The sequence below is a fragment of the Shewanella sp. MBTL60-112-B2 genome, assembly GCF_019655055.1.
In the GTDB taxonomy this organism is placed as follows: domain Bacteria; phylum Pseudomonadota; class Gammaproteobacteria; order Enterobacterales; family Shewanellaceae; genus Shewanella.
In genome coordinates this window covers 1-676 of the sequence record NZ_BPFA01000087.1, presented here as the reverse complement: position 1 = coordinate 676, position 676 = coordinate 1, and the positions used below count along the sequence as shown (strand labels likewise).

Sequence of the window (676 nt, the reverse complement as noted above, 5' to 3'; positions counted from 1 at the left end):
TGTTTTTTTTTTTTTCAAGCAGAAGACGGCATACGAGATGCTCAGGAGTCTCGTGGGCTCGGGGGAAATCCTGCCCTATGGCAGCTGGTTTATGACAGGTTCGCTGATGGACAAGCCCTTGGCTTTGCTGCGTCAGGATCTGATGCAGCTGGGCTTCGAGCGCGAAGAAAACGTCAAGGAGCCGGAAGATCATGTTGCCGCCCTGTGCGAGGTGATGAGCGTATTGCTGCTGGAAGCTCCGGCCCATCAGCAACTGGCCTTCTACCGCCGCCATATCGGCAGCTGGATCATACGTTTCTTCGATACCTTGTCCCGTTGTCCCTCCGCCGCGTTTTACGCCGTGGTGGCACAACTCGGCCGGGCCTTCTTTGAAACCGAAATCAATGAGTTTGAACAGCTGGTGCTGAGCACGCCCGTGGTGGAAACCCCGGCGGTACAGATCCAGCCCAAGGCCAGCGAGTTGGCCTGAGAATTTGCCCGCGGCAACACGGGCTAAAGCATGCGGGGGAGTTTCCCCCGTCTACCTTCAACACGAGGAGACACTATGAAGAAGCAAGCTTCCGACATGGGTCGTCGTCAACTGCTCAAGGCATTGGCGATCGGCAGTGCGGCAGGCGCGGTTGCGACTGTCAGTGGTCAAGCCTTGGCGGCCAAGCCTGAAGCACCAGAAGTGCCA

1 protein-coding gene is annotated in these 676 nt (G+C 57.5%); it reads left to right on the top strand.

The window, feature by feature from the left end; genetic code table 11:
• Nucleotides 1–544: 544 nt before the first annotated feature.
• Nucleotides 545–676: twin-arginine translocation signal domain-containing protein (locus K5Q73_RS21330; protein ID WP_220766196.1), on the top strand; the 132-nt coding region annotated here is incomplete at its 3' end.